Consider the following 24459-nt stretch of genomic DNA (forward strand, 5'->3'; position numbering starts at 1 on the left):
ATCGGGATCGTCGATCGGGGTCAACGAGCAGCCCCGGCCTGTCGTCTCGGATCCCAGACGATCCGGGGTGGGGCCGGCTGCCGGCGAGCCCGGAGGTGCCTAACCTTCGACCATGGAGTTCAGCGAGGTCGTACGTCGTCGACGGATGGTGCGCCGCTACGCCGACCGGCCGGTCGACCCGGCGGCCGTCGACCGGATGCTCGAGAACGCGCAGCGCGCGCCGAACGCCGGTTTCACCCAGGGGTGGGCGTTCCTGGTGCTGGACACCCCCGAGGACGTCGCGCTCTTCTGGGCGACGACGGGGGCCGACCCCGACGCCCACAACGCGTGGCTCGACGGCATGCGCACGGCCCCGGTCGTGATCGTCCCGCTGACCAGCAAGGCCGCGTACCTCGACCGCTACGCCCTGCCCGACAAGGGCTGGACCGACCGCGACGAGGCGCGCTGGCCGGTCCCCTACTGGTGGGTCGACGCGGGGATGGCGGCGCTGCTCGTCCTGCAGACCGCCGTCGACGAAGGGCTGGGCGCCTGCTTCTTCGGCATCGAGGAACGCCACCTCGACGGCTTCCGGGAGGCGTTCGGCATCCCCGAGGACCACGCGCCGGTCGGCGCGATCACGGTCGGCCACCGCGAGACCGACACCGGCGCCCCGGGCTCACCGGCCCGCCGCGAGCGACGTACGAATCTCGTCCACCGCGGGCGGTGGGGCACTACGGTCGGCCCATGACCGACCGCGTGGTCGCCGCTCTGCAGGCGCTCGTCCGCATCCCGACCGTCTCCGACCGCGACCCCGCGCGCGTCGACACCGACGCCTTCGACCGGCTGCTGGCCGAGCTCGCGACGCAGTTCCCGCTGCTGCACGAGCGGCTGGAGCTCACGCGTGTCGGCACCCACGGCCTGCTCCTCCACTGGGCCGGGGCGAGCGCCGAGCGCCCGGTCGTGCTGATGGCGCACCTCGACGTCGTGCCCGTCGACGCCGGGGCCCCGTGGCAGCACGACCCGTTCGGCGGCGAGATCCACGACTCCCCCACCGGCCCGGCGATCTGGGGCCGCGGGACGCTCGACGACAAGGGCTGCGTCGCGGCGATCTGCGAGGCCGTCGAGTCCCTGCTCGAGGCCGGGCACACCCCCGCCCAGGACGTCTGGCTGTCCTTCGGCTGCGACGAGGAGGTCAGCGGCACCGCGGCGCCCGAGGCCGTCGAGGTGCTCCGCGACCGCGGCGTCACCCCGTGGCTCGTGCTCGACGAAGGCGGTGCGATCGCGGGAGGAGCGTTCCCGGGCGTGAAGGCCCCGCTGGGCGTCATCGGCGTCACCGAGAAGGGCACCACCTCGCTCGAGCTCGTCGCCGAGGGACGCGGCGGGCACGCCTCGACGCCCGCGAGGAACGGCCCGACGGCCCGCATCGCCCGTGCCATCCTGCGGCTCGAGAAGGCGCCTTTCCCGGCATCCGCCCCGGCGCCGACGCTCGAGCTGATGCGCCGCCTGGCGCCGCACGTGCCGCTGCCGCTGCGCCCGCTCCTCGGTCGGGCCGACCGGCTGGCCCCGGTGGTGACCCGGGCGCTGCTCGCCGCGGGCCCGGAGGCCGCGGCCATGACGCGCACGACGGTCGCGGCCACCACCCTCAGCGGGTCGCCGGCCCTCAACGTGATCGCGTCGACCGCGAAGGCCGGGCTCAACATCAGGGTGATGGTGGGCGACACGGTCGCCGGCGTGGTCGAGCACGTCAGGAAGGCGGTCGACGACGACTCGATCCGCATCGACGTGGTCGAGTCGGGCGAGCCGTCGCCGGTCTCCCCGATGGACGAGCCGTTCGAGCTGCTGGAGGACTGCATCGGCGACGTCTTCCCCGACGCGGTCGCGACGCCCTACGTGATGATGGCCGCCACCGACTCGCGCCACTTCACCGCGATCAGCGAGCACGTCTACCGCTTCGCCCCCTTCCGGATGACCAAGGCCCAGCGCGAGGCCATCCACTCCTACGACGAGCACATCGGCGTCGCCGACCTCGTCGACGGCGCCCGCTGGTACACGCTGCTGATCGAGAGGCTCCCCGCATGAGCAGCACCCCACGCCTGACGACCAGCAAGCCGGCCGCGCAGACCGCCGTGAAGGGCCTCGCCACGATCGTCGGCTTCCTGGTGCTGGTGGAGTTCGCCAGCGGCATCCTGCAGGGCTACTACACCCCGATCTACCCGCAGATCGCCGATCACCTCTCGATCAGCGAGGGCGACATCAACTGGTTCGAGGCCGCGCAGCTCATCGTGAGCGCCCTCTGCATCCCGTTGCTCGCACGGCTCGGGGACCTCTCCGGCCACAAGCGCGTCCTGCTCGTCTCCACAGCCGTGACCGCGCTCGGCTCGTGGTGGCTGGCGTTCGCGCCGTCCTTCACGACCTTCCTCGTCGGCTGGGCGATCCAGGGCGCGTACGTCGTGTGGCTGCCGCTGGAGATCGCGATCGTCCACCGCCGCACGCGCGAGTCCGGTCGCCAGGAGCTGCTCACCCGACGTGGGGCCGCGATCCTCGTCGGCTCCCTCGAGCTCGCCGTCATCGTCGGTGCGGTCAGCAGCGGCCTGCTCGTCGACACGCTCGACATGAACGTCCTGCTCGCCCTGCCCGCCGTCGTGGTGACGGCGGTCTTCTTCGTCATCCTCTTCGGCATCGAGCAGGCGCCCGGCGACGACACCGGCAGCATCGACTGGGCCGGCCTGGCCCTGATCACCGTCGCCCTCGGCGTGCTGATGGGCGGCCTCGTCTGGCTACGCCTCGACGGTGCCGGATCGCTGCTCGGCTGGTCGACGATCGTCGTGTCCGTCGCGGTGTTCGCCGTGTTCTGGCGCTTCGAGCTGCGCCACCCGGACCCGATCGTCGACGTACGCCTCCTCAGCGGCCCGGCGCAGTGGCCGGTGCAGGTGACGGCGTTCCTGTTCGGCATCCCGGTGCTGGGCGGGCAGATCCCGCTGTCGACCTACGCCCAGGCCGACCCTGCGGAGCGCGGCTACGGACTCGGTGCGGACCCGGCATTCATCTCGACGCTGATCGGGCTCTACGTCGTGACCCTGGCGATCGGCGCGTTCACCCTGCCCCTGACGACCCGCCTGTTCGGCGGCGTACGACGCGCGCTGGTCGTCGCGTGCTGCCTCGTCGGGCTGGGCTACCTGCTGTGGCTGCCGTTCAACTCCGAGACCTGGCAGGCGCTGATCAACATGGGCATCGCCGGCCTCGGGTCGGGCGCCCTGGTGGCCGCGCTGCCCGCCGCCGCGGCAGCCGCCGCACCACCTGAGCGCACCGGCATCGCCACCGGCATGACCAACGGCACCAAGACCGTCGGCGGTGCGATCGCCTCCGCGATCTTCGCGATCGCGCTCACCGCGACCGGCTCGCTCGACGCGACGTCCGAGCACGTGGCACCGTTCAGCGGCTACCTCACCGTGTGGGCCGTCTGCGCGGGCGCGTCCTTCCTCGCCGCCCTCGCGCTCCTCGCCGCACCCCGGCACGCCTTCAGCGACGTGCGCAACGAGACCGTCCCGCACTGACCTCCGGCGCGATCCCCGGATATCGGGGGAACTTCCCGCCGGATCAGGCGTCGCCGCCGGGCCGCTGCTCGCGGGAGCTGAACGGTGACTCAGGCCGCTGCTGGCGCACCCCGTCGACGGTGATGTCCACCAGCTCGTTGTAGAACGCCACCCGCCCGGCCACGGTGCCGACCGCCGGTGCCGGCGAGGAGTAGGTCCAGGCGACGTTGGGCAGGACAGGCGGCCCCGGCCAGGTCCAGTAGCCGTCGGTCCGACCCTTGTAGGGGCAGTACGAGACGTTGTCGGTCGCCTCCAGCAGGTCGAGGCGCACGTCCTCGACCGGGAGGTAGAAGCGCGTGGGCAGGTGGGTCTCGAAGAGCAGCACCGGCCGGTCGCTGCTGGCGAGCCTCACGCCGTCGACGGCCACCTCCACACGCCGCGAGCTCGCGATGGCCTCGACCCGCTTGTGCGGGTCGCGGGGGTGCGCCGTGACCGGCTCGTCCTCCTCGGTCCACTCGAGCAGCCCCGGCTCCCAGGTGACCACCACACGGTCCGCGAGCGCCTCGTCGGCGAGCGTCCACGCGGCCGCCGGGAGCACCCGGCCCGCGGCAGCGACGTCGTACCACTGTGACACCGGGACCTGCGGGCCGAAGAAGAAGAAGCCTTCGCGCACCGGCGGATCGATGGGCGTGAGCACCCCGCCGGCGATCTCGTCGCGACGGAATGCGTAGACCGGCGGGAACATGCCCTGCCACACGAGCAGGGGCTCGCGGGACTCGACGACCACCTCGCCGTCGAGGCGGCCCCGCACCCACTTGTCGATCGGCTCGGTCCGCACCACCTCGCCAGTGTGCTCCCGCGGTGGACGGCAGCGCCACCGTGCCGGGAGCGGCCCCTCAGCTGGTGAGCGCTCCCGCGAGCCGGTCCAGCCCGGGTCCGGTCAGGTCCTCGAGCGCCTCGGCCCGACCGGAGACGACCATCAGCAGCGACACCAGCGGACCGCGGACCTCGGCGCCCTCGCCGTGGAACCAGTCGGCGTCGGTCGCGACGAGCCGGAGACCGGCCGCGCGCTGCTTGCCACCGCCCAGCCCGACCGACGTCCTGAGCTGGTGGGCGAGGGCACGCTCGACGGTCTCCGTCGGGTAGTCGCGGCGCACGTCGAGCGGGCGTCGTACGTCCTCGCCGTGGACGACCTCCTCGACGAGCCGGCTGTCGAGCGGCGCCGGAGGAGTCGTACGCCGTCCCACCACCGCGCGGAGGCGGTCGAGCGTCTCGGCCGGCGTCGCGCCCTTCTCGCGGGCGACGCCGGCGTCGTTCTGCCGGTCGAAGTCGAAGCGTGCCCGCACCATCGCGGCCACGATGCCGAGCCGGGTGGTGCGGGCGTTGTCGACGAGGTGTGCGGCGACGTCGTGGACCGTCCAACCGCCGCACAGCGACGGCAGCTCCCACTGCTTGTCTGTCAGCCCGGCCAGGTCCTCGACCAGCGCCTCGCGCTCGCGGCGCACCAGCTCCCACGCGTCCGTCATGCGGTCAGCCTGTCAGGGCCCGGTGACAGCGCACGGCCGACGGGCGAGCGACCCTGCCGTCAGCGCAGGTGCGGGGCGGCCGCGGCGGCCTCGATGCTGTCCTCGGACGGCATCAGGAACCACAGCAGCGGGTAGACGAGGATCTGGCTGCCCGGCAGCACGAAGAGCGTCACGACGAACAGCAGCCGGGTCACCCACGGCGTGAGCCCGAAGCGACGGCCGACGCCGGCGCAGACGCCGGCGATGATCGCCTTGTCGGTCGAGCGGACGAGGCCCTGCCGGGCGAGGGAGGTGCGGATCTTTTCCATGCCTCCAGCATGCGCCGCCGGGGCACGCAGCACCATCGGGGTAAGCCCCTGCCCGACCCGGAGCCGACCCGGACGGCCCGGTCAGACCAGGCGTCCGTGCTCCTCGGTGACCTCGCGCAGCCGCGCCGCCAGGTCGGCGCTCAACATGCCGGGTGCCAGCTGCCACGACCAGGTGGCCGCGGTGCCCGGGGTGTTCATCCGGGCCTCCGAGCCCAGCGACAGCACGTCCTGGGCCTGCACGACCGCCAGCCGGCAAGGCGCCGCGTGCGCGAGCCGGATCAGGGCCCAGGCGGGGTCGGGGTCGGTGATGCCGGCCGTACGACAGGCGCGGCCCACCTCGCGGCGACGTCGCTCCGGCAGGGTGTCCCACCAGCCGACGACGGTGTCGTTGTCGTGGGTGCCGGTGTAGACGACCTGGTCGCGGCGCAGGTTCTCCGGCTCGTGGCGCCGGTCCTCGCCGTCGGGGTCGAAGGCGAACTGCAGGACGCCCATGCCGGGGAAGCCCAGCGCGTCGCGCAGGCCCTCGACCGGCGCGTCGATGACGCCGAGGTCCTCGGCGACGACCGGCAGCGGGCCGAGCCGCGCGGACGCCGCGTCGAAGACCGCGCGGCCGGGCCCCGGCTCCCACCGACCGTGCTCGGCCGTGGCGTCGCCGGCCGGGACCGCCCAGAACGACTCGAAGCCCCGGAAGTGGTCGATGCGGACGAGGTCGTGGAGGGCGAGGTGGCGGCGCAGGCGCTCGACCCACCACCGGTGCTCGTCGGCCGCCATCGCCGCCCAGTCGTAGAGCGGGTTCCCCCACAGCTGGCCGGTGTCGCTGTAGGCATCGGGCGGCACCCCCGCGACGGCGTCGTCGCGGAAGAGGTCGGGCCAGGTCGCGGCGTCGGCGCTCCCGGCCGCGACGTAGATCGGGATGTCGCCCATCACCCGCACCCCGTGGTCGGCGGCGAAGGCCCGCAGCGCGGCCCATTCCCGCTCGAAGCGCACCTGGTCGGCCAGGTCGCCGCCGTGCGCCGCCCACGACCCGGCCCAGTAGACGTGCTCGTCGGCGAAGGCCGCGACCTCGTCGTCGGTGACCGACGCGCCCGGGTCCTCGAGCAGGCCCGGCCACGCGGCGAAGGCGGACGGGGAGGCGTACGGCGACCCGTGCGCGTCGGGCACGGTCAGCGGCAGGACCTGCCAGACCGTCTGCCCGGCGGCCGACAGCCAGCGCACGAAGTCGCGGGCCGGCTCCCCGAGCCGCCCGCCCGGCAGCGAGGTGACGTGCAGCTGGACGCCGGCGGCCCGGTCGGGGATGCCTCGGATGGCCATGCGTCCACCCTGTCACGGGCCTGCAGCCACGAGCCGGGCCAGGACCGTGCCTTGCCCGGGCCGCGAACGTAGGGTGGCGACATGCCGGAGAGCGACCGGGAGGACGGGTTCGAGGTGGCGGACACCGAGTCCGTACGCCGCGCCGCCGCGCGCGACGACCGCACCGGTCGCTCCGCTGCAGCGGCCCGGATCGCTCAGCAGGCGACCTGGGTGGACCTGCAGGTGCGCCAGGCGATGGAGCGTGGCGAGTTCGACGACCTGCCCGGACAGGGCAAGCCGATCGAGGACCTCGGCGTCGAGCACGACCCGGACTGGTGGGTCAAGAAGCTCGTCGAGCGCGAGAACATCGCCCTCCTGCCGCCGGCCCTGGCCCTGCGCAAGGAGGACGCCGAGCTCGATGCCCGGTTGGACGAGGTCACGGCCGAGAGCGAGGTGCGCCGCGAGGTCGAGGACTTCAACAAGCGGGTGATCGAGACCCGCCGACAGCTCCAGGGCGGCCCGCCCGTGATCACCGCACCCCGTGACGTCGATGCCGAGGTGGCCGCGTGGCGCGAGCGTTGTACGGCCCGGGTCGAGGCCCAGCGCGCAGCCGTCGCGGCCAGCCGCGCGGCACCGCGGAGGTCGTCGTGGTGGTCCCGCTGGCGCAGCCGCTGACCGCCGGGCGGGTCAGTCCCAGTCGAGCCCGCCGCGCCGCCACTCGTAGGCATAGGCGAGCGACAGGTTGAGGATGAACAGCACCACGGCGAAGTAGCCGAAGCTGCCGAGCTGGTCGAAGTGCACTGCCCACGGCACGAGGAACATGATCTCGACGTCGAAGATGATGAAGGTCATCGCGATCGTGTAGTAGCGCACCGGGATCGTGCGGGCGTTGCGGCCCGGGTCGGCGACCGGATCGATGCCGCACTCGTAGGAGTCGAGCCGGGCGCGGTTGTAGCGCTTCGGTCCGACGACCGAGCTCATCAGCACCGAGCCCACGGCGAACAGGCCGGCGATCGCGGACAGGACCACCACTGGGAGGTAGAGCTCCACGGGTCGCTCCTCGGTCGGGGACGAGTGCCCCAGTCCTAGCAGGCTGCGGCAAACGCGTGGGGCCTCACCTTTTGGCCGGATCGGCGAGACATGCGTCATATCCGGGGCCCGGCGGGCGACGGTAGTTTGCGGCCATGACACGCCCCGCCAAGGACTTCTTCGCTCCCCTCGCCGTCGGCGCGCCCGCGCCGCCGCGCGAGATCCCGGCCCGACCGAGTCGCGCGATCCACTTCTTCGATCCGGGCAACGAGAAGATGGCCGCCAAGGTGCCCGCCATGGTCGGCACGGTCGACGTGCTGCTCGGCAACCTCGAGGACGCGGTGAAGGCGGAGAACAAGGAGAAGTCGCGCCGGGGCCTCGTCGACATCGGGAAGGCGACCGCCAATCTCGGGGGCACGGTCGGGCCCACGCAGTTCTGGACCCGGATCAACTCGCTCGACAGCCCGTGGGTGCTCGACGACCTCACCACCCTGGTGCCCGAGATCGGCGACAAGCTCGACGTGATCATGGTGCCGAAGGTGCAGGGCGCGGAGGACATCCACTACGTCGACCGCCTGCTCGCGCAGCTCGAGGCGAAGGCCGGCCTCGACCGGCCGATCCTGGTGCACGCGATCCTGGAGACGGCGCGCGGCGTGGCGAACATCGAGGAGATCTGCGCCGCCAGCCCGCGCATGCAGGGCCTGTCGCTCGGTCCGGCCGACCTGGCCGCCGACCGCCGGATGAAGACGACGCGGGTCGGTGGCGGGCACCCCGGTTACCTCGTCCGGCAGGACCCGGTGCGTGACGACCTCGGCGTGCCGCAGTACGACGCCCAGCGGACGTCGTACCAGCAGGACCTGTGGCACTACACGATCGCGCGCATGGTCGACGCGTGCGCGATGCACGGCATCTACCCCTACTACGGGCCGTTCGGCGACATCAAGGACACCGTCGCGTGCGAGGACCAGTTCCGCAACGCGTTCCTCCTGGGCTGTGTCGGCGCCTGGAGCCTGCACCCGGCGCAGATCACGATCGCCAACAAGGTCTTCTCCCCCAGCGTCGAGGACGTCGCCCACGCCCGGCGGGTGATCGCCGCGATGGGCGACGGCACCGGTGCGGTGATGATCGACGGGAAGATGGAGGACGACGCCTCGGTGAAGCAGTGCCAGGTGATGGTCGCGCTCGCCGCGGAGCTCGCCGCGATCGACCCCGAGCTGAAGAAGCAGTACGACGCCATCTCGGCGGACGGAGAGGTGCAGGCATGAGCGACTTCACCCCCCTCCGCTCGGTCCTCTACATGCCGAGCTCCAACGAGCGCGCGCTCGAGAAGGCGAAGACGATCGCCTGCGACGGCCTGATCCTCGACCTGGAGGACGCCGTGGCGCCCGACGCCAAGCCGGCTGCCCGCGAGGCGGCGGCCGCCGCCGCGGCCAGCGGCGACTACGGGCGCCGTACGGTCGCCGTCCGCGTCAACGGCCTCGGCACCGAGTGGCACGACGACGACATCGTCGCCGCCAGCCAGGCCGGGCCCGCAGCGATCGTGGTCCCCAAGGTCGACAGCGCCGACGACGTCGCGCGGCTGGTCACTGCGATGGAGAAGGCCGGTGCGCCCGACCACACCCGTCTCTGGGCGATGGTCGAGACCCCCGTCGCGATCCTCGACGCCCTTGCCATCGCGCGGGCCTCGGAGCGGATCGGTGCCTTCGTCCTCGGCACCAACGACCTGGTCAAGGAGCTGTACGCCGAGCACGTGCCGGGGCGCGGGCCGATCCTGCCCAGCCTGCACACCGCCCTGCTCGCCGGCCGGGCCGCGGGCATCGCCGTCATCGACGGTGTCTACAACGACGTCAAGGACACCGAGGGCTTCCTCGCCGAGTGCGAGCAGGGCCGTCAGATGGGCTTCGACGGCAAGACGCTCATCCACCCCGGCCAGGTCGAGGGCGCCAACGCCGCCTTCGCCCCGAGCGACCAGGCGGTCGAGGACGCCCGCGGCCTGATCGCGGCCTGGGAGGACGGCAAGGGGGCGGGTGTGGTGACCTTCAACGGCAAGATGGTGGAGAACCTCCACGTCGCGTCCGCACGTCGCACGCTGGCCATCGACGCGGCGATCAAGGCGCTCCGCACGGACTGAGCGCGCTCCTGTCTGGGGTGGACAGAGCATGGACACACCTTCACCCGTAGGGAGGATCCGACTTTGCGAACCGCGTCAGGGACCGCCAGAGTGATCCGGCCCGCCCACCGTGGGCCGGATCGCATCACCGCGCATCACCTAGGAGGCACACCCATGATTGTCCTCGGACTGATCCTTCTCATCCTCGGACTCCTGCTCCCGCAGAGCATCCTGACGACCCTCGGCATCATCCTGATCGTCGTCGGCCTGGTGCTCAACTTCGTGCCGATCGGCGGCTCCTCCCGACGGGTCTGGTAGCGGCTCGCCACCACCTGGCGACACGGCCCCGGACACCACTGGTGTCCGGGGCCTCGCTGCGTCACAGGCTTCGTCGGACCGGATATTCGCGTGCCGGGTTCAGGCGGACCGGGACACAATCCTCCGGTGACGACCGACGACCAGCAGGCGCCCGCCCGGACCCGGACCCACCACGTCGCGCTGGTCCACGACGGGACGGTGTGGTCGGAGGACGGTGCGCTGCCCACCTTCGTGCACGCGGACGAGGACGACGGCGACCCGACCCGGACCGCGACCCGGCACGTGGCCGACGGCGTGCACGCCGCCCCGCCGATCCCGCTGCCGCAGCCCGACGAGTCCCTCCGGGCCGACCTCCTCCACGTGCTGGCGCTGAGGGGACATCCCGACGGTGTCGCCGGCGGCGCCTGGCTGCCGGTCGGCGACCTCGCCGAACCGTTCGGCGCGCGGGTCGGCACCGCACTGGCGCAGCACTCCGGCAGTGCGCCACGACAGCGACCCGACTGGTTCCAGGCCGGGTGGTACGACCGGGTCGAGGCCTGGATCGACGACTGCCTGAGCGCTCGCGGCCGACGGCGGACGGAGCCGGTCCGCACGCACCGCGTGTGGTCCATCTCCGCGGTGCTCGAGGTCCCGACGTCGGACGGCACCCTCTGGTTCAAGGCGTGCTGCGACCACTTCCGCGCCGAGGCCGCGATCCTCCAACGTCTCTCGCAGCGGCTGCCCGACCTGGTGCCGATCGTGGTGGCGGCCGACGACGCGGAGGGCTGGCTGCTGATGGAGCCGCTCGCGGGCGCGTCAGACCGTGCCGAGGGCGCGGCCGAGGCGCTCGCGCCCGTGTGGGCGGCCGCCCAGCTCGCGTCGCTCGCCTGGCTCGACGAGCTCCGGGCGGCCGGCTGCCCGGACCGCGGCCCCGAGCCCACGCTGGCAGCCTGGCGCGACGTGCTGGCCGACGACCCGGAGATGGCGCTGCTGACCGACGACGAGCGTGCCGCGGTCCTCGGGGCGGCCGACGAGGTGGAGGAGCGCGTCCGGGAGTTCTGGAGCACGGGCCTGCCCGACACGTTGGCCCACGGCGACCTGCACCCCGGCAACGTGGCCTACGACGGTCAGACCCTCCGCCTGTTCGACTGGACCGACGCCTGCATCAGCCACCCGTTCCTCGACGGCAGCCACCTGGCGTACTTCGTCGCCTCCGACGCGGGCGCGGACGCCGATCTGCAGCTCGCCGCCTTCGCCGAGCCGTGGCGGGAGGCGTACCCCGAGGCAGACGTGGACCGCGCCCTGGCCCTGGCGCCGCTCGCCGACCTCGTCTTCCAGACCGTCACCTTCGCGGCGATCGCGGCCGCCACCGAGGACGGGGCGGGCGACTTCACCGGGACCGTGGCCTTCCTGGTGAAGGCGTCGGCGCGACGGGTCGGCGCCCTTCCTGCCGAGACCTGACCCGCCGCCCCGGACGTCCGGGAGCGCGCGCACGTCGATCAGCACCGCGGACCCGAGCAGCGTCAGCCGCCGGGGAACGGACGGTCGAAGACCTCGCCGAGGTAGCGCGCCTCCCAGGTCGCGTGGTGCTTGACCAGCCCGAGGAGGTTGGTCCCGGTGACGGTCATCGGGCGCCGTACGTCGTACTCCGACAAGCCATCGAGCTTGGCGAGCACCGCCTGGCGCTCGTGCTTCAGGTAGGTGTGCAGGTTGACCTTCGCGGCGTCGGCGTCCATGGGGATGCACCTGCCACCGACGCCGCGAAGGTTGCCGTCAGCCGTGCGGGTCGGGGACGAACGGCCCGCGCTCGCGGATGGTGTCCGCGGGCACCGTGTCACGGGTCCAGAGCGACCCGTCCGCGGCGGCCCGGAGGATGGCCGTGCCGGCCACCTCGGTCTGCTTCGCGATCATGCCGCTGCTGGCCTGGCCCATGTCGCCGCGGGCCTCGTAGAGCACCGAGGCCGATCCGAGCAGGCCGTAGGCGTTGCGGGCGATGCCGGGGAACGGGGTGCTCGGGTAGCGCGTGATGTTGGCGTAGCCCTTGCCCTCCAGCGCTTCGAGCATCTCCGACACCACGCGCTTGGAGTCGGTCACGACACCCGCGAACTGCTCACTGATGCCGAGGGCCGCCGCCTCTTCCTCCGCGTTGGGCCACATCACCGAGCCGGTGATCATCCGGCCGTCGTCGTCGACGTAGGTACCCTGGTGGTGGAAGTCGACGACCAGCCTCGGCTGCCGTTCGTCCCACAGGAGCCGCATCGCGATCGCCTCGGGCACCGGGTTGTTCGTGTCCGGGCCCGGCTGGTACGGGTGGTCGTACGCGCTCGCGGAGTAGGAGTGGTAGCGGTTGATGTCGTAGCCGCGGCCGGCCTGGTAGAACTCGCAGAAGGCCGGGCACGACGTGTCGAAGTTCTGCCGCCACGGCGTAGTGTTCCCGGCCAGGTCGGTCACGTCGGCGTCGAAGCCGTCGACGTTGACGCGCGGGACGATGGTGACGGTCAGCGCGTCCCTGATCGCCTTGGCCTCTGCGGATCCGCCGGCGAGTCCCCGGACGACGCTGATCATGGCGTTGGAGACGATGTACTCGTCGCCGTGCTGGTTGGCGACGAACATGATGTCGGTGTCGCCGTCGCCGATCGTCACGACGGGGATCTCGCGGCCGGTGTTGGAGGGGAGCGGCGCCGGGCTGAGGTCGAAGCTCCCCTGCGCGCGGCCCTCGATCGACTCCAGGGTGCTCCAGAGCTGTTCGTAGCTGCGGATGGCGTTGGTGTTCTCCCCGCCCTGTGGCCACGGGCCGCCCGGCGTGGTGGGCGGATCGGCGGTCGCCGGTCCCATGGTGCCTGCGGCTGCCAGCGCGACGGCCGCCGCGGCGAGGGCGCACGTCCGGGTGCGCCTGGTGATGGATGAGTGCATGAGCCTGCCTCCCGATAGGTGGTCTCGCGTCCATCCACCCATCGGGCCCGAGGGGTGTCAACGCCTACCGGCCGGTCACCCCTCTACGGGCGAAGGGCGAGCTCAGGCTCCGGACATGGGCACCCGCACACCACGCTCGTCGGCGACCTCGATGGCCCGGTCGTAGCCCGCGTCGACGTGGCGGATGACGCCCATGCCCGGGTCGTTGGTCAGGACGCGCTCGATCTTCTCCGCCGCGAGGTCCGTGCCGTCGGCGACGGTGACCTGTCCGGCGTGGAGCGAGCGGCCGATGCCGACGCCGCCGCCGTGGTGGAAGGAGACCCAGGTGGCGCCCGACGCGGTGTTGACCAAGGCGTTGAGGATCGCCCAGTCGGCGATGGCGTCGGACCCGTCGAGCATCGCCTCGGTCTCGCGGTAGGGCGAGGCGACCGAGCCGCAGTCGAGGTGGTCGCGGCCGATCACGATCGGTGCCGTGAGCTCGCCGCTGGCGACCATCTCGTTGAACTTCGCCCCGGCCTTCGCGCGGTCGCCGTAGCCCAGCCAGCAGATGCGGGCCGGCAGCCCCTGGAACTGCACGCGCTCGGCGGCCATGTCGAGCCACGCGTGCAGGCGGGCGTACTCCGGCTTCTCGTCGGCCGGGAAGAGCTCCTTGATGGCCCGGTCGGTGGCGTAGATGTCCTCGGGGTCACCGGACAGCGCGGCCCAGCGGAACGGGCCCTTGCCCTCGCAGAAGAGCGGTCGGATGTAGGCCGGCACGAAGCCCGGGAACTCGAAGGCCCGGTCGTAGCCGCCCTTGCGCGCCTCGTCGCGGATCGAGTTGCCGTAGTCGAAGACCTCGGCGCCCGCGTCCTGGAGCTCGACCATCGCCCGCACGTGGCGCGCCATCGACTCCTGGCTGCGCTTGGTGAACCCGCGCGGGTCCTCGGTGCGCTCGCGCTCCCAGTCGTCGTACGACGTCCCCGCCGGCAGGTAGAAGAGCGGGTCGTGCGCCGAGGTCTGGTCGGTGACGATGTCGACGAGCGGGCCGTCACCCTGCTCCTGCCGCTCGAGGTGGCGCTCGAGGATCTCGGGCAGCACGTCGGCCGCGTTGCCGAGGAGGCCGATCGACAGCCCGCGCCGCTCGGCGCGTGCCTCGAGCGCGAGCTCGAGCGCGTGGTCGAGGTCGCGCGCCTGGACGTCGAGGTAGCGCGTCTCGAGCCGGCGGTCGATCCGGTGCTGGTCGCACTCGATGCAGATGGCCACGCCGTCGTTCATCGTCACGGCGAGCGGCTGGGCGCCGCCCATGCCGCCGAGGCCCGCGGTGACGGTGATCGTTCCGGCCAGCGTCTCGCCGAACCGCTTGTCGGCGATGGCGGCGAACGTCTCGAACGTGCCCTGGAGGATCCCCTGGGTGCCGATGTAGATCCACGAGCCGGCGGTCATCTGGCCGTACATCGTGAGGCCGAGGTCCTCGAGCCGTCGGAACTCCTCCCAGTTGGCCCAGTCGCCGACCAGGTTGGAGTTGGCGATCAGCACGCGGGGGGCCCACGCGTGGGTGCGCATCACGCCGACGGGCTTGCCCGACTGCACGAGCAGGGTCTCGTCGTCCTCGAGGTCGCGCAGGGTGCGCACGAGGGCGTCGTACGCCTCCCAGCTGCGCGCGGCCTTGCCGGTGCCGCCGTAGACGACGAGGTCCTCGGGGCGCTCGGCGTTGTCGGGGTCGAGGTTGTTCATCAGCATCCGCAGCGGCGCCTCGGTCTGCCACGACTTCGCGGTCAGCCCGGTGCCGGTGGCGGCGTGGATGGGCAGGCGGGGGTTTCCGTGAGGAGCGTCCGTGGTCATGCCCTCATCAAAACGCCGCGGCGTCGGCCCCGGAAAGAGGCCGACCCGGTTCGCAGTCTGTGATCCGAGACTGCCTGGTCGGGAGCGACGCGCTCAGCGGCCGCCGTTGCGGGCGCGCGCCCAGGCCCGCGCAGAGCTCATCAGCTCGTCACGGGTGATGTAGGAGTCAGCCGGTCGAAGGTGGGGGCGCACCTTGCGCACGCCGTCGGAGCACAGCGCGTCGTTGTGCCAGTTGTCGTCCATCGTCGGGGCCCACCAGCACCTCCACGGGCCGGCCGCCGACGGTGCCGCAGCGGGACGCGGGCTCGCCGCTACCGGCAGCGCGTGAGCAGCGGGGCCGACGACGGCCGCGGCGAGGACCCCCGTCAGGACGATGCCGCACATGCTCCTTCTCACGAGACGTGACCGTAGTGCCCGTGACGCGCCGCGTCCCCGGAACGGCACAACGGCACCGGTGCGGACCGGACGTCGCGTCGCGGCCTCAGGCGAGCTGGCCGAGCACGCTCTCGGTGGCGGCGAGCACGGCGCCGGACTGGACGAGGTCGACGGCGGCCTCGATCTCGGGCGAGAGGTGGCGGTCGGGGCCGGGGCCGGCGATGCCGTTGCTGCGGAGGAGGTCGACGACCGCACCGGTGGCCGGCGACGGGGTGAGGGGTGCGCGGAGGTCGAGCGCGCGGGCCGCGGTCAGCACCTCGACGGCGACCACCCGCGACAGCCCGTCCACGGACCGGCGCAGCTTGCGGGCGGCGTTCCAGCCCATCGACACGTGGTCCTCCTGCATCGCGCTGGAGGGGATGGAGTCCACCGACGCCGGGACCGCTAGCCGCTTCATCTCGGAGACGATCGAGGCCTGGGTGTACTGCGCGATCATGTGCCCGCTGTCGACCCCCGGGTCGGCGGCGAGGAACGGCGGCAGCCCGTGGCTGCGCGACCGGTCGAGGAAGCGGTCCGTCCGTCGCTCGCTGATCGACGCGACGTCGGCGGCGACGATCGCGAGGAAGTCGAGCACGTAGCCGACCGGCGCCCCGTGGAAGTTGCCGTTGGACTCGACGCGGTCGCCGACCACCACGGGGTTGTCGATCGCGCTCGCGAGCTCGCGGCCGGCGACGGTCGCGGCGTGCTCGACGGTGTCACGGGCAGCCCCGTGCACCTGCGGCGAGCAGCGCAGCGAGTAGGCGTCCTGGACGCGGTTGCAGTCGCCGGTGCGGTGCGAGGCCACGATCGCGGAGCCGGCCATCAGCGAGGTCAGGTTGGCCGCCGACAGGGCCTGGCCGGGGTGGGGGCGGATGTCCTGCAGCTCGGCGGCGAAGACCCGGTCGGTGCCGAGCTGCGCCTCGACGCTCATCGCCGCGGCGACGTCGGCGGTGCGCAGCAGCATCCGCAGGTCGGTGATCGCCATGACGAGCATGCCCAGCATCCCGTCGGTGCCGTTGATGAGCGCGAGGCCCTCCTTGGCGACCAGCTCCACGGGCTCGAGGCCGGCGGCCGCGAGGGCGTCCGCGGCCGGCACCAGCGCGCCGTCGGCGTCACGGACCTCGCCCTCCCCCATCAGCGCGAGCGCGCAGTGCGAGAGCGGCGCGAGGTCGCCGGAGCAGCCGAGCGAGCCGTACTCCCGCACCACCGGGGTGATGCCGTGCGACAGCAGGTCGGCCATCAGCTGCGCGGTCTCACGACGTACGCCGGTCCGACCCGTCGCGAGCGTCGACAGCCGCAGCAGCATCAGCGCCCGCACCACCTCGCGCTCCACCTCGGGACCGGAGCCGGCGGCGTGGGACCGCACGAGCGACCGCTGCAGCTGGGCGCGCATCTCGGTGGGGATGTGACGGGTGGCCAGGGCGCCGAAGCCGGTGCTGACGCCGTAGGTCGGCGTCTCCGCGGCGGCGAGCGCCTCGACCACCCCGCGGGCACGGTCGATCGCGGACAGCGCGTCGTCGGTGAGGACGACGGGGGCGCCCTCGCGGGCGACGTGGACGAGGTCGTCGAACGAGACGGGGCCGACCCCGACGTGAACGGTCTGCATGCACCTCATCCAACGCCGGGCCCCCACCTCGTGAACACCCCGGCGACGAAGCACGTGTCTCGGATCCCAGACCACTAGGTCTGGACCAGCATGCAGGGGCCGCAGTAGCGGGACTACCGTCGAGACGAGGTGGAGGAGGCACGCCGTGCCCGACATCGTGCTGGGCGAGCGACAGCAGGACAGCCTGCGCCGCCTCCTGGCGCTCGAGGCGACCCCCGGCTCGTTGCCGCCCGGCGTCCTGCTCGACATCGTCGACCGGCTGGTCCCGAGCGACTGCATCGTCGTCAGCCTGTCGGACTCGACAGGGTGCGTGGTCGACCACGTCATGCTCTCCGCCAGGGCCCTGCCCGCGGACGACCCGCAGGTGTGCGATGGACCGCTCATGCTCGGACTGGTGCACCAGGGGACCCACCCGGTCGAACGCCAGATGCTGCGCCACTTCGGCGTCACCGACGGCGTCACGCTCGGCTTCAGGTGCGGACCGGACCATGTCGTCCAGCTCTCGATGGATCGCTACGGCCAGACGTTCTCGGATGGCGACCTGGCGATGCTGCGGATGATCACCCCCGCCCTCCAGCGACTGCTGCGCACGACCCAGACGACCGCCCTGCCTGCCTCCCTCACCCTGACCGAGCGACGCGTCCTCCAGCTCCTCGCGACCGGCCGGTCCAACTCCGACATCGCTGCCGACCTCTACGTCTCCGTGGCGACGGTGCGCAAGCACCTCGAGCACGCCTATCGCAAGCTGGGCGTGCACAACAGGATGGCCGCCGTGGTGGCGTTCGGAGGGGTGCCTCAGCTGCGGTCCGAGCAGGCGGAACTGGTGGACGAATACGCCTGATGGCGTATACCCGGCCGCGCATGCCGGTCGCTTCACTCGTAGGACCACCACTCCTGCCCCGATCCTGTCCCGAGAGGCACCCCATGACCCCGCTACGTCGCACCGCCGTGGTGCTCGCCGCCAGCGCGCTCGCCGCCCCGCTCCTCCTGACCGGAGGGAGCGCCCCTGCCGTCGCCCCTCGCCCGCACCACCACGACCACCACCACCATCCAACGAGCACCGAGAGTGCCCAGGTGGTCCTGGACTGGGAACGCGCCGCCTTCGCGGCCATCTATCCCGCCAACCCCATCCCGGTCGGAGTGCCCCTGCTGGGCTACACCTCCACGGCGATGTACGACGCTGCGAGGTGGTCGATGCGCCACCACGACAGCTCGGAGACTGCGGCGATCGCGACAGCTGCCCACGACGTGCTGGTCCACTACGCGTCAGGGGCCGTGACCGCACTCGATGCGCGGCTCGTGACGACGCTCGCGGGCGTCCCCGACGGCGATGCCGAGGACCTGGGGGTGCGCATCGGTGAGAAGGTCGCCGCGCGGCTCATCGAGGAGCGTGCGGACGACGGCTACGGCGACACCACCATCCACTACACGCTGCCGCCCGCGGTCGGCACCTGGCAGCCCGTGCCCCCGGCGACCGACATGCTCGGCGCCTGGATCGGCTCGATGGACCCGCTCGTGGTGCGCCGGCTGGCCAAGGTCGACGGCCCGGACAAGCTGACGAGCGACGACTACGCCACCGACTACAACGAGGTGAAGCTCCTGGGGTCGGCGACGTCCACCGTGCGCAGCCAGGCGCAGACCGACACCTCCCGGTTCTTCAGCGCCAATGCGGCCACCACGGTCGGCGACGCGCTCGTCCGCTACCTCGAGGCCAACCCGGTGAGCCTGGAGGACACCGTCTGGACGTTCGCAGCCATGCACGGGGCCATGACGGACTCGCTGATCAAGTGCTGGCAGCTCAAGCGCGACGTCGGGTTCTGGCGTCCGGTCGAGGCCGTGCCGGCAGCAGGTGACGACGGGAACCCCGACACGCGGCCGGCGGCCGGGTGGACACCGCTCCTGTCCCCCACGCCCCCGTACTCCGACTACGTCAGCGGTCACGGCTGCGTCACCTCTCCGCAGGTCGAGGTGATCAGGGCCAGGTTCGGCGATTCGATCCCCCTGGAGCTGCGATCGAGCGTCGTCCCGATCCCGCGCACCTACGCCACCTTGGAGGAGCTCGAGTTCGACGCCCTCAACTCCCGCATCTGGGGCGGGCTCCACTTCCGCGACGCGATGTCCGACGCGTACGGAATCGGGCGCAGGACCGCACGCACCGTGATGCAGGCGATGGAGTGACGTGAGGCCCCCGGCGGCCCACCCGTTCGGATGACTCCGGAGGGCGGGCCGCCGCCGCTTGTGGCACCGTGCACGGAGGGCGGCCCGCAGGCGGTCGCCGGGAGCAGGAGGTTCGCCATGGGAACGACCGAGTGGATCATCATCATCCTGGTCGTCGTCCTGGTCCTGGCGGCACTCGCCGCCTGGCTGATGGCCCAGCAGCGCAAGAAGAAGCAGCACGAGCACGCCGAGCACCTGCGGCACGAGGCCCAGGAGCACGCCGCAGAGATCCCGGAGACGCAGGTGCGCGCCAAGGAGGCGGAGGCACAGGCCGAGCGTGCCCGGCTCGAGGCCGAGCGTGCCGAGAAGGAGGCGCGCGACGCGCAGGTCGCGGCCACCCAGCAGCAGGCCGTCCACGAGGACCGGCTGCGGACCGCGGACCAGGTCGACCCCCGCGTCGACACCTCGTCCGACGAGTACACCCCTGGTACGACGGCCGACGGCCGGAGCGCCGCGACGCACGACCCCGACACGGTGCTCGACGCGGACGACCCGCGCCGCACGGACGGGACCGACGGCACCCACCGCGCCTGATCCGCGCGCCTCGCGACGCAACGCAGGACAGGGACGGCCGGTGCTGGAAGACTGGCCGCCCCTGTCCCGTGAAAGAGGAAGCCCGTGACCACCCTCATCATCGTCCTCGTCATCATCGCCGTCGTGATCGCTGTCGCGGCGTTCCTCGTCCAGAGGAAGAACCGCGAGGCCAATGTCGCCCGCGCCGACCAGCTCCGCGCCCAGGCCGCGACGCAGGCGCAGTCCACGATCGCCCCCGCCCAGGAGCGCGCGGCCGCCGCTGAGGCCGAGGCCGAGCAGGCCCGGGCCGCAGCCGCCAAGGCCGAGGCGGAGGCCCACGAGGCCCGACTGGCCGCGCAGCAGATCGAGGCGACCCACGAGGGACAGGTCCGYGCGGCCGACCGGGTCGATCCGCGCGTCGACCACAAGGCCGACGACTACGCGCCCCAGGTCCCCGGCACCGCCGACCACACCCCCACCCCACCGTCGGAGGTCAACGCCGAGCCGACCACGACCGAGCAGCCCGTGACCGAGCCGACCGCTGCCGAGCCGACTCCGACGGAGCCGACCACGACCGAGCAGCCCGTGTCCGAGCCGGCTCCCGAGCAGCCCGCCGCCGAGCAGCCCGTGTCCGAGCCGGCTCCCGAGCAGCCCGCCGCCGAGCAGCCGGCGACCTCGGAGACCGGGGACGGCACGCAGGACGGCCGGGCCCCGCTGCTCCCGCGCCGCACCCCGGGCGCCAACGAGATGCCCGGCAAGCCGATCGAGCAGACCGACACCGGCGGCGGCTGGTTCACCAAGGGATCCGACAAGTCCTGATCGCGGACCCCCGTGAGCCAGGTCCCCGCAGCGACGCGCACCCTGCGGGTGCTGCGGTTCCTGGCCACGCAGGCCGACCCGGTCCCCCTCGACCGGATCGTGCGCGCGTGCGACCTGCCGCGCAGCACGGCGTACCACCTGCTCAACACGATGATCGACGAGGGCTTCGTCGTGCACCTGCCCGACGAGCACCGCTACGGGCTCGGCGTGGCCGCCTTCGAGGTGGGCAGCGGCTTCACCCGCCAGGAGCCGCTGGCCCGCCTGGCGCGCCGACCGCTCGCCGAGCTCGTCGACCGGACCGGGCACGGCGCCCACCTGGCGGTGCTCCACGGACGCGACGTCCTCTACGTCATCGAGGAGCGGGCACCCGGGCGGCCGCCGCTGGTCACCGACGTCGGCGTACGCCTGCCCGCCCACCTGACCGCCTCCGGTCGGACCATCCTCGCCGCGCTGCCGGCCAGCCAGGTCCGTGCGCTGTATCCCGACCGGGCCGCGTTCGTCGACCGGCACGGCAAGGGCCCGTCGTCGTTGAGCGCCCTACGCAGCGTGCTGTCCGAGACGCGACAGCGGGGCCACGCGACCGAGGACGGCGAGGTGACGCCCGGGCTGCAGAGCGTGGCGGCTGCCGTGCTCGACCACAACGCCCACCCGGTGGCCGGGGTGGCGGTTACCTTCCCCAGCGACGCCGGTGACGTCGACGCGATCGCGACTGCCGTGACCGTGACGGCCGCCCGGCTGACCCGGCGGGTCAGCGGGAGGGCAGCAGGCGCGCGTTGACGATGATCCGGGTGCGGTAGACGCCGGTCAGGTCGTTGCGGTCGCCGCACGTGATGAGGACCAGGCGCGGGGCGCCGCGATCACTGAAGAGCCCGGCGACGGCCGAGCGCGTCATCCCGGAGACCCGACGCACGCGGGTCACCTCGAAGCGGTTGCGTCCCACGACGACGTGGTTGCCGGGGCGCAGTTGGCCGAGGTCGTCGAACACCCCGTGCCCCTGGGACCACGTGTGCCCTGCCAGGACGGCGCTCCCCTGCTGGCCGGGCAGCACGCCCGAGCGCCAGCGGTAGACGTCGCGGACGCTCCGCCCGATCGCGAGGTGGCCGGCCCGCGTCACGCCGACCGGGATGATCCCGGCGTCCACGCCGATCGCCGGGATCGAGAGTCGGCCGAGCGCCGCGGACCGATCGGTCCCGCCGGCGGCGGTCGTCACCGGACCGGCACCCGCGGGCGCACCCGCGAGCACGGCCGCCGCGACCAGCACGACGACCAGCAACCTGCGCATGCCCCACATCGCTCGACCCCTCCGTCAGCCCCGCCGGACGAGCCCCCTCCTCCGGCGCTCGGAGGCTACGCCCGCGGGGGCGTCCGTGAGTCGATCTTCGAGCAATGTGGGAGGAGCCTTCGAGCAGCGGACCGAGCCGGGCAGCGTGACCCGCGGGGCGGCGCCCTCGTTGAGCGGGGACGACGACAAGGAGCACCCGTGGAGCCGACACCCCGTCACGTGCAGCGCATCGCGATCTCCCTGCTGACCGCGGGAGGGTTGGTGGTGGGCGGATTCGTCGCCGCCGCGCCGACGGGGACCGGGCGCGGCGACCTGCCGTCGACCTACGACGCGCAGGCCCGCGAGCGGGCCGAGGTGCGCGCAGAGCGGCGGCCGCACACCCACCGCGACGGCACGACCGGCACCGCCTACGACACCGCGGAGACCGCGGCGGTCGCCGGCGACGGCCACGTGCACGACGACCCGTCGACCAAGAACGCCGTCAGCCGCAGCGGCGAGGCGGCCGCGGCACCGGACCGCACCACCCCACGACAGCGCGCGGCCAGCCTCGCCCGGGTCGCGGAGCAGCGCACGCAGCGCGAGCCGCGGCTCACCGGCGTACCCCTGCGGAGCAAGCGTCGCGCGGTCCCCGAGAGCGTGTACGCCATGGCCGGGGGCTGCTACCGCCTCGCGGGCAGCCGGCTGACGTTCCAGGCGACCGGGCTCGGCTCCTACCTCCTCTACACCCCCGACCGCACCTTCCTCGCCGCGTCGGGGACCGACGGCACGGGCCTGGCGACCGAGCCGTCACCGCTCGCGGACTGGACCGTGAAGAAGGTCGGCAGGGGCCGGTTCACCTTCACCCTCGCCGACGGCCGCTCGCTGCGGAGGGCGGACAGCGGCCTGGCCACTGGGGCGGCCGGGGCCTTCGCGCTGCGTCGTACGACCGGGTGCGCCGCGTTCCCCGAGGTCGGCACCAACGTGCGGGGCCGCCCGTTCGGTGGCGTCTCGTCCTTCCAGGAGGTCCGCGGCTGGGTCGACCCGCACGTCCACGGGCAGACCCACGAGTTCCTCGGCGGCCGCGTGATCTGCAGCCCGCCCTACCACCGCTACGGCGCACCCGCCGCCCTCGTCGACTGCCCCGACCACCAGGTCGCCGACGGCCGCGGTGCGGCGCTCGAGGACGTGCTCGCCGACAAGACCCCGGGCACCGGCCACGACCCGGTCGGCTGGCCGACGTTCTCCTACTGGCCCAACCCGCACTCGCTCACGCACCAGCAGGTCTACTACCGGTGGCTGGAGCGCAGCTGGCGCGCCGGCCTGCGCATCCACACCAGCCTGCTGACCGAGAACCACGTCCTCTGCACGGTCTACCCGCTCAAGAAGAACTCGTGCGACGACCGCGACTCCGTGCGCCTCCAGGCCAAGGGGATGCGCGCGATGCAGGACTACATCGATGCGCAGTACGGCGGTCCCGGCCGCGGCTGGTACCGCATCGTCACCAACCCGTTCGAGGCGCGGAAGGTCATCAACCAGGGCAAGCTCGCCGTGGTGATGGGCATGGAGACGTCCGTGCCGCTGGGGTGCAACGTCCAGCTCGGGCGACCCACCTGCACCGAGGAGCAGATGCTCGCGGAGCTCGCCGAGATGAAGCGGCTCGGCGTCAGCCAGATGGAGCTCACCAACAAGTTCGACAACGCCTTCACCGGCGTGGCCGGCGACGCCGGGACCACCGGCACGCTGACCAACAGCGCCAACTTCCTCAGCACCGGGTCCTTCCTGCGGATGCAGCAGTGCCCCGCCGCCTACCCCGCCGGCACCGAGGACCGGCTCCAGTCGCCGAACCTGGGCGACCTCGACAACCTGGGCGGCGGCTGGCAGGCCACCCCCGACCAGGACGCGATCTTCGGCGCCATCTGGAAGCTGTTCGGCGACCTGGGCGTGCAGCCGGCGCCCGCCTACCCGGCCGGCCCGCACTGCAACCAGCTCGGGCTCAGCCCGCTCGGCGAGCGGCTCATCTCGGCGATGATCGACCAGCGGATCCTCTTCGACCCCGACCACATGAGCGTCGCCGGACGCAACGCGGCCCTCGACTACCTCGAGCAGCAGCAGGCCGCCGGTCGTCCCGTGGGCGTCGTGTCGACCCACTCGTGGTCCACGCCCGACGCCTACCCACGGATCTACCGCCTCGGTGGCTTCGTCGCGCCCTACGCCGGCGACTCGACCGGCTTCGTGGAGAAGTGGCGCCAGCACCTCGGCTGGACCGACCGGCGCTTCTACTTCGGCTTCGGCTTCGGGTCCGACATGAACGGCTTCGGCGCGCAGGGCGACCCGCGCGGCGCCGGCGCGGCCGACCCGGTGACGTACCCCTTCAGCGGTCTCGGTGGCGTCCGGGTCGACCGGCAGCGCAGCGGCGAGCGGGTGTACGACGTCAACTCCGACGGCGTCGCGCACTACGGGCTGTACGCCGACTGGGTCGAGGACGCCGAGCACGTGGCGGGTGCCGACGGGCCGGCGCTCGGGGCCGACCTGGCCCGCGGCGCCGAGGCCTACCTCCAGACCTGGGAGCGCGCGTGGGGCCTGGCGCCCGACTCGTGCCGCAACCCGGGCCTGCGAAGGTCCGCGCGGTCCTTCACCCGCGCCACGGACACCGGGATCGGCGTCCGCGCCCTCATGCGACGGGTGGGTCAGCCGTGGCAGCGCCTCGGCCGCGAGCTCACCTACTGCGCGAAGGAGCCGGGCAGGAAGCGGGTGCTGATGACCGTCGAGCTGTCCCGCGCCGGCAAGGTGACGGGTGTAGGCCGCGGCTGAGCAGTCAAGGGC

The 24459-nt window shown here is 72.8% G+C and carries 25 protein-coding genes; 14 read left to right on the plus strand and 11 right to left on the minus strand.

The window, feature by feature from the left end:
• Positions 1–112 precede the first annotated feature (112 nt).
• The 3 genes from AC1DP1_RS16950 to AC1DP1_RS16960 are packed head-to-tail and all read left to right on the plus strand — an operon-like array spanning position 113 to position 3533.
• Positions 113–727, plus strand: a complete 615-nt coding sequence (locus AC1DP1_RS16950) for a nitroreductase family protein (RefSeq protein ID WP_477507821.1) — start codon at positions 113–115, stop codon at positions 725–727.
• Positions 724–2058, plus strand: a complete 1335-nt coding sequence (locus AC1DP1_RS16955; protein WP_477507822.1) for a M20/M25/M40 family metallo-hydrolase — start codon at positions 724–726, stop codon at positions 2056–2058. Before AC1DP1_RS16950 ends, AC1DP1_RS16955 begins: the two co-directional genes overlap by 4 nt.
• Positions 2055–3533, plus strand: a complete 1479-nt coding sequence (locus tag AC1DP1_RS16960; protein WP_477507823.1) for an MFS transporter — start codon at positions 2055–2057, stop codon at positions 3531–3533. The genes AC1DP1_RS16955 and AC1DP1_RS16960 overlap by 4 nt, the downstream gene beginning before the upstream one ends.
• Before the next feature lie 43 nt (positions 3534–3576).
• Here the strand turns inward: AC1DP1_RS16960 and AC1DP1_RS16965 are convergent, their stop codons facing one another.
• The 4 genes from AC1DP1_RS16965 to AC1DP1_RS16980 form a co-directional block, all read right to left on the minus strand.
• Positions 3577–4353, minus strand: coding sequence for a DUF427 domain-containing protein (locus tag AC1DP1_RS16965; protein ID WP_477507824.1), 777 nt, complete (start codon positions 4351–4353; stop codon positions 3577–3579).
• Between the two features lie 55 nt (positions 4354–4408).
• Positions 4409–5038, minus strand: a complete 630-nt coding sequence (locus AC1DP1_RS16970) for a maleylpyruvate isomerase family mycothiol-dependent enzyme (RefSeq protein WP_477507825.1) — start codon at positions 5036–5038, stop codon at positions 4409–4411.
• A gap of 59 nt (positions 5039–5097) precedes the next feature.
• Positions 5098–5346: a PspC domain-containing protein gene (locus tag AC1DP1_RS16975; RefSeq protein ID WP_300047804.1), complete on the minus strand. Its 249-nt coding sequence runs from the start codon at positions 5344–5346 to the stop codon at positions 5098–5100.
• Positions 5347–5427: 81 nt separating this feature from the next.
• Positions 5428–6657 carry a 4-alpha-glucanotransferase gene (locus AC1DP1_RS16980; RefSeq protein WP_477507826.1) on the minus strand — a complete coding sequence of 410 codons (1230 nt, stop codon included), beginning with the start codon at positions 6655–6657 and terminating at the stop codon, positions 5428–5430.
• Positions 6658–6738: 81 nt separating this feature from the next.
• Here AC1DP1_RS16980 and AC1DP1_RS16985 point away from each other — a divergent pair, with 81 nt between their 5' ends.
• Complete coding sequence (locus AC1DP1_RS16985) at positions 6739–7311, plus strand: DnaJ family domain-containing protein (RefSeq protein WP_477507827.1); 573 nt, start codon at positions 6739–6741, stop codon at positions 7309–7311.
• Positions 7312–7323: 12 nt separating this feature from the next.
• Here AC1DP1_RS16985 and AC1DP1_RS16990 read toward each other — a convergent pair whose 3' ends face one another.
• A complete protein-coding gene (locus tag AC1DP1_RS16990; protein ID WP_457184509.1) occupies positions 7324–7686 on the minus strand; it encodes an NADH-quinone oxidoreductase subunit A in 363 nt (120 codons plus the stop codon).
• Positions 7687–7820: 134 nt separating this feature from the next.
• Between AC1DP1_RS16990 and AC1DP1_RS16995 the strand changes: the two genes are divergently transcribed.
• The 4 genes from AC1DP1_RS16995 (at position 7821) to AC1DP1_RS17010 (ending at position 11533) form a co-directional block, all read left to right on the plus strand.
• The gene (locus AC1DP1_RS16995; protein ID WP_477507828.1) at positions 7821–8930 is read left to right on the plus strand and encodes an HpcH/HpaI aldolase/citrate lyase family protein; all 1110 of its coding nucleotides are present in this window, start codon (positions 7821–7823) and stop codon (positions 8928–8930) included.
• Entirely contained in the window at positions 8927–9796 is an 870-nt protein-coding gene (locus tag AC1DP1_RS17000) for an HpcH/HpaI aldolase/citrate lyase family protein (RefSeq protein ID WP_477507829.1), read from the plus strand. The genes AC1DP1_RS16995 and AC1DP1_RS17000 overlap by 4 nt, the downstream gene beginning before the upstream one ends.
• 153 nt (positions 9797–9949) lie before the next feature.
• Positions 9950–10093 carry a hypothetical protein gene (locus AC1DP1_RS17005; RefSeq protein WP_186339411.1) on the plus strand — a complete coding sequence of 48 codons (144 nt, stop codon included), beginning with the start codon at positions 9950–9952 and terminating at the stop codon, positions 10091–10093.
• A 126-nt stretch (positions 10094–10219) separates the two neighbouring features.
• The gene (locus AC1DP1_RS17010; RefSeq protein WP_477507830.1) at positions 10220–11533 is read left to right on the plus strand and encodes an aminoglycoside phosphotransferase family protein; all 1314 of its coding nucleotides are present in this window, start codon (positions 10220–10222) and stop codon (positions 11531–11533) included.
• Between the two features lie 62 nt (positions 11534–11595).
• On the opposite strand, the gene AC1DP1_RS17015 is transcribed toward AC1DP1_RS17010, so the two are convergent.
• The 5 genes from AC1DP1_RS17015 to hutH all read right to left on the minus strand — a co-directional run bounded on the left by AC1DP1_RS17015 (position 11596) and on the right by hutH (position 16826).
• The gene (locus tag AC1DP1_RS17015) at positions 11596–11808 is read right to left on the minus strand and encodes a mycothiol transferase (protein ID WP_477507831.1); all 213 of its coding nucleotides are present in this window, start codon (positions 11806–11808) and stop codon (positions 11596–11598) included.
• 37 nt (positions 11809–11845) lie between these two features.
• Positions 11846–12985 carry a M14 family zinc carboxypeptidase gene (locus tag AC1DP1_RS17020; protein ID WP_477507832.1) on the minus strand — a complete coding sequence of 380 codons (1140 nt, stop codon included), beginning with the start codon at positions 12983–12985 and terminating at the stop codon, positions 11846–11848.
• 102 nt (positions 12986–13087) lie between these two features.
• Positions 13088–14806, minus strand: a complete 1719-nt coding sequence (gene hutU, locus AC1DP1_RS17025) for a urocanate hydratase (protein ID WP_477507833.1) — start codon at positions 14804–14806, stop codon at positions 13088–13090.
• A gap of 93 nt (positions 14807–14899) precedes the next feature.
• Positions 14900–15202, minus strand: a complete 303-nt coding sequence (locus AC1DP1_RS17030) for a putative cross-wall-targeting lipoprotein signal domain-containing protein (RefSeq protein ID WP_477507834.1) — start codon at positions 15200–15202, stop codon at positions 14900–14902.
• A gap of 85 nt (positions 15203–15287) precedes the next feature.
• Entirely contained in the window at positions 15288–16826 is a 1539-nt protein-coding gene (gene hutH, locus AC1DP1_RS17035) for a histidine ammonia-lyase (protein ID WP_477507835.1), read from the minus strand.
• A 145-nt stretch (positions 16827–16971) separates the two neighbouring features.
• Between hutH and AC1DP1_RS17040 the strand changes: the two genes are divergently transcribed.
• The 5 genes from AC1DP1_RS17040 to AC1DP1_RS17060 all read left to right on the plus strand — a co-directional run bounded on the left by AC1DP1_RS17040 (position 16972) and on the right by AC1DP1_RS17060 (position 21152).
• Positions 16972–17667: a helix-turn-helix transcriptional regulator gene (locus tag AC1DP1_RS17040; protein ID WP_477507837.1), complete on the plus strand. Its 696-nt coding sequence runs from the start codon at positions 16972–16974 to the stop codon at positions 17665–17667.
• An 83-nt stretch (positions 17668–17750) separates the two neighbouring features.
• The gene (locus AC1DP1_RS17045) at positions 17751–19004 is read left to right on the plus strand and encodes a vanadium-dependent haloperoxidase (RefSeq protein WP_477507838.1); all 1254 of its coding nucleotides are present in this window, start codon (positions 17751–17753) and stop codon (positions 19002–19004) included.
• A 117-nt stretch (positions 19005–19121) separates the two neighbouring features.
• Complete coding sequence (locus tag AC1DP1_RS17050; RefSeq protein ID WP_477507839.1) at positions 19122–19577, plus strand: hypothetical protein; 456 nt, start codon at positions 19122–19124, stop codon at positions 19575–19577.
• A gap of 84 nt (positions 19578–19661) precedes the next feature.
• Positions 19662–20375, plus strand: a complete 714-nt coding sequence (locus AC1DP1_RS17055) for a hypothetical protein (protein ID WP_477507840.1) — start codon at positions 19662–19664, stop codon at positions 20373–20375.
• Between the two features lie 12 nt (positions 20376–20387).
• Positions 20388–21152: an IclR family transcriptional regulator gene (locus AC1DP1_RS17060; RefSeq protein ID WP_477507841.1), complete on the plus strand. Its 765-nt coding sequence runs from the start codon at positions 20388–20390 to the stop codon at positions 21150–21152.
• On the opposite strand, the gene AC1DP1_RS17065 is transcribed toward AC1DP1_RS17060, so the two are convergent.
• Entirely contained in the window at positions 21124–21657 is a 534-nt protein-coding gene (locus tag AC1DP1_RS17065; RefSeq protein WP_477507842.1) for a class F sortase, read from the minus strand. The two genes, AC1DP1_RS17060 and AC1DP1_RS17065, sit on opposite strands and share 29 nt — an antisense overlap.
• 198 nt (positions 21658–21855) lie before the next feature.
• Between AC1DP1_RS17065 and AC1DP1_RS17070 the strand changes: the two genes are divergently transcribed.
• Positions 21856–24447, plus strand: a complete 2592-nt coding sequence (locus AC1DP1_RS17070) for a hypothetical protein (protein WP_477507843.1) — start codon at positions 21856–21858, stop codon at positions 24445–24447.
• The last annotated feature ends 12 nt before the right edge of the window (positions 24448–24459 follow it).

This window comes from Nocardioides sp. P4_G10 (assembly GCF_056401175.1).